7 protein-coding genes and 1 other RNA gene (1 of these 8 only partly in view) are annotated in these 6,768 nt (G+C 49.7%); all 8 read left to right on the top strand.

Annotated features, from left to right (window positions below; all coding sequences use genetic code 11):
• The coding region (locus tag B3W37_RS02365; protein WP_483174654.1) for a hypothetical protein at positions 1–540 on the top strand (540 nt) is incomplete at its 5' end.
• Between the two features lie 83 nt (positions 541–623).
• Positions 624–1,631 carry a FecCD family ABC transporter permease gene (locus tag B3W37_RS02370; protein ID WP_483170931.1) on the top strand — a complete coding sequence of 336 codons (1,008 nt, stop codon included), beginning with the start codon at positions 624–626 and terminating at the stop codon, positions 1,629–1,631.
• A gap of 1 nt (position 1,632) precedes the next feature.
• Positions 1,633–2,454: an ABC transporter ATP-binding protein gene (locus tag B3W37_RS02375; RefSeq protein WP_483170933.1), complete on the top strand. Its 822-nt coding sequence runs from the start codon at positions 1,633–1,635 to the stop codon at positions 2,452–2,454.
• A gap of 13 nt (positions 2,455–2,467) precedes the next feature.
• Complete coding sequence (locus B3W37_RS02380; RefSeq protein WP_483170934.1) at positions 2,468–3,580, top strand: ABC transporter substrate-binding protein; 1,113 nt, start codon at positions 2,468–2,470, stop codon at positions 3,578–3,580.
• Positions 3,581–3,685: 105 nt separating this feature from the next.
• Positions 3,686–5,326, top strand: a complete 1,641-nt coding sequence (locus B3W37_RS02385) for an S-layer homology domain-containing protein (protein WP_483170935.1) — start codon at positions 3,686–3,688, stop codon at positions 5,324–5,326.
• 228 nt (positions 5,327–5,554) lie between these two features.
• Positions 5,555–6,028 carry an SsrA-binding protein SmpB gene (gene smpB / locus B3W37_RS02390; RefSeq protein ID WP_483170936.1) on the top strand — a complete coding sequence of 158 codons (474 nt, stop codon included), beginning with the start codon at positions 5,555–5,557 and terminating at the stop codon, positions 6,026–6,028.
• 22 nt (positions 6,029–6,050) lie between these two features.
• Positions 6,051–6,566: a GNAT family N-acetyltransferase gene (locus B3W37_RS02395; RefSeq protein ID WP_483174655.1), complete on the top strand. Its 516-nt coding sequence runs from the start codon at positions 6,051–6,053 to the stop codon at positions 6,564–6,566.
• Between the two features lie 73 nt (positions 6,567–6,639).
• Positions 6,640–6,768, top strand: a transfer-messenger RNA (tmRNA) gene (gene ssrA, locus B3W37_RS02400); it runs 319 nt beyond the window's last position.

Below are 6,768 nucleotides of genomic sequence, written 5' to 3' on the forward strand. Positions count from 1 at the left end.
TGTTTTTCCATGTGGACGGGGAACACCCGCATACCTATTGAAGTGATCATGGCAGATGATCAGGTGGAACGGGAGAAACGTAATGACGCCATTGTAAAGCCTTTGCAAAAGCTCCAGGCAGGCACTCTGTACAGAATTGAAATAGCTCCCAATATGGAGTCTAAAAGCGGGGTTACTTTAGGCCAAAAGGCTACGGTTACCTTTACCACAGCCGGTGCCGCAGCAGGTGAACAGCCGGTTCAGCAGACTGGAGAGCTGGCATCGTCACCCTCAGCTACACCACCCACAAACCCGCAAGCGGCTGCTCCTTCAGAATCATCTCCTTCTGGGACCGTTGAGGGCAGCCCGCCGGACATGACCCAACAGGAAACAGAATCCGGAACTGTTGCTACGGCAGGACAAGAGCAGGTTCAGCCAGGCCAGCAAGATGTTGCCGAACAGAAGGAATATAGGAACAAGCGAATTGCCGTCGACCTGGTTATCGTCGCTGTCGCCGGGCTGGGGGCCTGGTGGTTTTACAGAAAACGCCGCGGCCTCTAATGAGTTGCCATATTAGATTCAGTGTTAGTGACGCTGCCTGATCATTGCCGCAATAAATATAACAAAGCGTGTTGGGGTGAGTTGTGACGAAAAAGATATGGATGTTTTTGCTCTTTATTGCGGCACCTTTCCTGGTAATCCTGGTTTCATTGTTAATCGGCCGCTATCCGGTTGATATTGCCACCGTTATAAACATACTAGGCTGCCGTATTACCATGCAGCCTTGCTATATCGAAGATATTTATCAGACCGTAGTTTGGGATATCCGTCTGCCCCGGGCCATTTTGGGGGCTATGGTGGGTGGCTGTTTGGCTATTAGCGGGGCGGCTTTTCAGGGATTGTTTCGTAATCCCCTGGTCAGTTCGGGTATCTTAGGGGTCAGTTCTGGGGCCGGGTTTGGGGCCGCACTGGCCATAATCCTTTTTCATAAGGTGGCAGCTATTTACACCTGTGCGTTTGCCTTTGGAATTTTTGCGGTAATTTTAAGCTATTTCATAAGCAAGGTATATAATGGCACTCCCACTATCATGCTGGTTCTGGGTGGAGTGATCGTGTCATCGGTGTTTTCAGCCCTGCTCTCCCTGGCCAAATACCTGGCCGATCCCATGAATGAACTGCCCGCCATCGTCTTCTGGCTGATGGGCAGCCTAGCCTCCGCGCGCTATAGTGATATCATGATAGCCGGTATTCCTATGCTGGTTGGAGTGGGCGGAATAATTCTGATCAGGTGGAGGATAAACGTTTTATCAATGGGTGACCGGGAGGCTCATTCCTTGGGAATAAATACCACATTAAACAAAGGGATAGTCATAGCCTGTGCCACACTAGCCACTGCTGGAGCGGTTTGCGTTAGCGGTATAATCGGCTGGGTCGGTCTGGTAATTCCTCATATAGGGCGTATGCTGGTAGGCAATGACAACCGCGTCCTAATTCCGGTGAGCTTTTCATTAGGGGCTACATTTCTGGTTATCGTGGATGATTTTGGCAGAATCCTAACCGGCTCCGAAATACCTCTGGGTATACTCACCGCCATTTTGGGAGGACCTTTCTTTGTCTACTTGTTAAAGAAGACCAAAGGAGGTGGCTGGTAAGATGGCGCCATTGCTGGAGGTCAGGGATGTAAGTTTCAGATATCCCCAGGCACTCATCCTGGATAAGATAAGCTTCAATATTAACCCGGGAGAGATATTCTGCTTGCTGGGGCCTAACGGCTGCGGTAAAACCACACTTCTGGATTGTATTTTGGGCTGGCTCAAGCCGTATGCAGGCCAGGTTTTAATAAACGGCAGCCCCATCGATAATATGGCCGCACCTCAGATTGCCAGGCAAGTAGCTTATGTACCCCAAATGCACCAAAAAACCTTTCCCTATCTGGTGCGGGATATTGTCCTTATGGGGCGGGCTTCTTTTATTGGCCCGTTTGATGTGCCTTCAGAGGAAGATGTGGCCATCGCGGAAAAGGCTCTGGATATGGTGGGAGTTTCCAGGCTGAAGGATCGTCCCTATACGCAGCTGAGCGGCGGAGAGGGTCAGCTGGTGATGGTGGCCCGGGCGCTGGCACAGAACAGCCCGTTGATAATAATGGATGAACCCACTGCCCATTTGGATTACAGACACGAACTGATAATACTGGAAACGGTAGTTGAACTAGTCAAGCAGACCGGCCTGGCAGTCCTGATGGCGACACATGTACCCAATCACGGCTATTATTTTGAAAACCAGGGGATCAAAACCCGAGCCGCACTGGTGAAGGATAAGCAGATCATGGCCTTGGGAAAACCATCCGAGGTATTATCCGAGCAAAATCTGGGCGAGCTTTACAGCATAAGAACCCGCATCATAAACTGCGGACTTGATGATGGGGGGCATTTAAAACAGGTAGTGCCCATATGTACAATTAACTCAGAAAGTTAAGGGGGGTATAGCGTTGACCACATCAAGAGCCACGCAGCGGCTAAAGCAATGGCGCAGGATCAGCCTGGTATTACTGCTGTTGTTCTTAGCGCTGGCGGCAGCGGGTTGCAGCGGTAAGGCCGTAGACACTTCACCGGCTGAAAAACCGACTCAGATTATCACTGACAGTATTGGCAGGCAGGTAGAAGTACCGATTAATCCAGAGCGTATCGCCTGCCTGTGCCCGGAAGCAGGCTATGCCATAGCCATGTATGGCAAGGCAGGCACTATAGTGGCGACCTCAGGCGGAATGCAGCGAGATATCCTGTTAGTAGAAATGTTTCCCCACCTCAAGGGTTTGCCAGTACCCAAAAGCAATGAAGTAATAAATATCGAAGAATTACTGAGCAGCAAAGCGGAGCTGGTCTTTGTCAAAGGCGATACCACCAGCAATGAAGCCGAAATGGATAAATTAAAAAAGGTCAATATACCGGTGATTGCCCTGCAGTACGGCAATATGGCCGAACAACAATACGCCATGCAAATGATAGCCAAAATCCTGGGCACTGAAGCTGAAGGTCAGCGCTACACCGAGTTTTATCAGCAGACCGTTGCCGAGGTGCAGAAACGGGTTACGGCTGTCCCAGACAAGGACAGAGTCACACTCTATCATTCCACGGCCGAAGCCACCCGCACCGACACCGCCGATAGTCTGGCCGCGGATTGGACCAGGGCGGCCGGGATTACCAACGTGTCAGTGGGCCAGAGTCTGAAGTTCAGCGATGGCAATCATTATGCCAGCCTGGAACAGATACTCTTGTGGAATCCCGACTATATATTGGTTAACGACCCCAACCTGGTGGGATATATTATGGAGCATGAACACTGGCGGCCGCTGCAGGCGGTAAAAAATAACCGGGTTTTGCCGCTGCCCATCGGCATTTCCCGCTGGGGTCATACCTCTTCCCTGGAGACCCCCCTGGCGGTTTTGTGGACAGCAAAACTGGCCTATCCCGAGCTATTCAAAGATTGGGACATGGTCAAAGCGACCCAGGATTTTTATCAGGAGTTCTTTGACTGGCAGTTAGATCAGGCTACCGTCGATAAAATGCTGAAAGGCACGGGCATGCGGGCGGCCAAGAGCTAGATAACCGTGGCATGAAACTGCGGTAGAGCATAGTAATATATTTTTTAAGGCAGGTGAGTAAGGAAACAGTATTAAAGAATTATTAAAACGCGGGAGGTATTATCAATGAATTGCAAAGTTTATCGAAAGTCCACCACAGTACTTATGATGATTCTATTCTTGACGATGGCTGTAGTCGGCAATGTGTCCTCGGCATATGGCCAGGACATGAGTGTAGAATTGTTGTCTCCGGCGGCAACAGCCGTGAGTGGTGATGGCGATGCGGTTGTATTTCAGGTTAATGAAGCTTTAGAGAGTGAAAATATTGTCTTTCAGTGGAATTTCGGCAAAGGCCTGGATAATAATTTGGAGGCCAGTAAAGGCCTGGTTACCCTGGCTGCAGCAGGAGGCGAACCTATCAGTCTGGATATTGCTCAGGATTTCACCTATACTGAGCAGGAACAGCCTAAACTTAAACAATTGGAGCTTAATCTGCAGAATACTGACCTGGAACCGGGTGACTATACCGTTACTTTAGGCGCTGCCATACAGGCTAATAACGGCGATACTCTGGGGAAGGATTATGTATGGCGGTTCAGCGTTGCCGAGGCAGCTGCAGAAAAACCGGCTGCAAATCCTCCTGCCTGGCCCGAGGGAGCGACACTGACTGCATCTGATATAACAGCTGACAGCTTAACCTTGACCTGGGTTGCTGCCAGCGATGCCACAGCTTATAAAGTATTTGTCGATGGTGTGGAAACCGCAACTGTCAATGATGGTGTTTCCATTGAACTGAACGATTTAAAGGCCGGGACTTCCTATATCTTTAAAGTTGAGGCCGGCAATGGCGAGGTCTGGACAGATGACGGTCCCAGTGCAACTGTTGCTACTGCCGAGGCGGAGGCAGCAGAGGCTCCGCAGCTAGTTACGGCTGAAATCAGTAATAAAGGCGATATAAGTATAACTTTTGACCAAGCCATGGCTGATCCTGCCGGAACCGAAGCACAGTTTGCAGTGACTGTCGATGAAGCCCCGGTTGCGGTCACTGCTGTGGAAAACACCAACACCCCGGAAAAGATCAAATTAGTTCTGCAAACCAAAGCAGTGCAGGGACAAGTGGCTGCTATAACCTATACTAAAGGCGATGACGAAGCGCAACAGGTTAAGTCCTTGGAAGGCAGCGCGGTGGAGAGTTTTACCTACCGGATTGGTGAGGCAGAACCCCCGGCGGAACCACAAATTCCACAGCTTACTGATATCAACGGACACTGGGCGCAGGACAACATTGAGCAGTTAGTGGCTATGGGCGCTATAACCGGCTATATAGATGGTACTTTTGGGCCGGATAAAGGCATCACCCGGGCTGAGTTTGTCACTGTTCTGGTCAAGGCTTTTAAGCTGGAGGCTGAATCAGAGAAGACCTTTGCAGACACCGCCAATCACTGGGCCAAAAAGGAGATAGCTATCGCTAATGCTCTGGGTATAGTTACCGGATACGATGCCAATACCTTTGGGCCGGACGACAGCATCACCCGCGAGCAGATGGCAGTCATGGTAGTGAAAGCCGCCAAGCTGACACCAGAGACTGGAAGCACAACCTTTGCAGACAACAGTCAGATTTCGGCATGGGCTGTAGATGCGGTCGCCACCGCCTTCAACAATCAGCTAATCAACGGCTACGAAGACAACACCTACCGGCCCGGCAAGGGAGCCAGCAGGGCTGAAGCTGTGACCGTTATTTTGAACGCTTTGAAAAAAACGGCATAACATACCTCGAATCGCAGAGACCCTCCGGATAAACTGGGGGGTCTTTGCGATAGGGTATTTATGGCAATGCAGTATTATTATGGGCAATTATTGCTTGAAAATGGAATTTAAGCTATAATAATTGAGACTATATTGCGAGCCTTAAAAGCCCTGGCCTTGGACTCCGGTATCCGAGGTGAGGGTATAATTTTAGTAATTGGTCTTGCTCAAATGAGGTAGAGGTATAACATGGCAAAAAAGCACGGCGGAATCAAGCCGGTAGTGGATAATCGCAAAGCGCGCTTTAATTATCATATTAAAGAAACCTTTGAATGTGGACTGGTCCTGGCAGGCACCGAGGTGAAGTCGCTGCGTATGGGCAGGGGCAATCTGCAGGATGCCTACGCTACAGTAAAAGACGGGGAGGTGTGGGTCAACAATTTTCATATCAGTCCCTATGATAAAGCCAACCGCTTTAATCACGACCCCTTAAGGCCTAAGAAGCTATTATTGCACCGTCGTGAGATTAATAGATTGCAGGGCTTTCAACGGGAAAAAGGCTATGCTTTGATTCCTTTGAAAGTATTCTTTAGAAATGGTCTGGCCAAAATGGACCTGGCTGTGGGAGTAGGCAAAAAGCTATATGACAAACGCGAGGACATCGCGGAGCGGGATGCTCGGCGCAACATCCAACAGGTGATCAAATCAAGAATGCAGACTTAATGGAGATAGGGGATGAAACCACATGATCACAGTAAGGCCCGAAATGCCTGGAGATGAAGACGCCATACGTCAGGTGAACTTACTCGCCTTTGGCCGTGATGTAGAAGGGAAACTGGTTGATTTAATCCGCGGGTCGCGGTTTTATGTACCTGGATTATCGGTGGTGGCAGTAGACGGTAATACTATTGTTGGGCACATTTTAATGAGTGCCGCTATGCTGGTAAGCAGTCATGATGTGATGTCAATCCTGGCCCTGGCGCCTATGTCAGTGCTCCCCGAGTACCAGGGGAGAGGCATTGGTACTGAAATGGTTCGATTCGCATTAGAGCGCGCGAAAAGTTCGCTTTTTCCAGCCGTGGTAGTCCTGGGGCATCCTGAGTATTATCCGCGTTTTGGTTTTGTCAAGGCATCTGACAAGGGAATATATGCACCATTTACCATACCGGATGAGGTTTATATGGTTTTGGAACTTATACCCAACGTCCTTGATAACGTGACCGGCACAGTGCGTTATCCGCCCTGTTTCGCTGATCTTTAGGTTGTTAAAGCGGGGTTGACAAAGAGCCTTTTAGGGTTTAATATTGCATGTGCGATGAGCATATTATTTACAAGGGGGCGTACTGGTTTCGACGGGGGAATAGATGGGTTGAGTAGCGAGCCGAGTTGTCGCCAGCTCGATAAAAAGGCGAAAAAACAATAACTGCCGAAGATAACTTCGCACTAGCCGCTTAAGCGGCTCG

The organism is Syntrophomonas sp. UBA5494 (assembly GCF_002426325.1).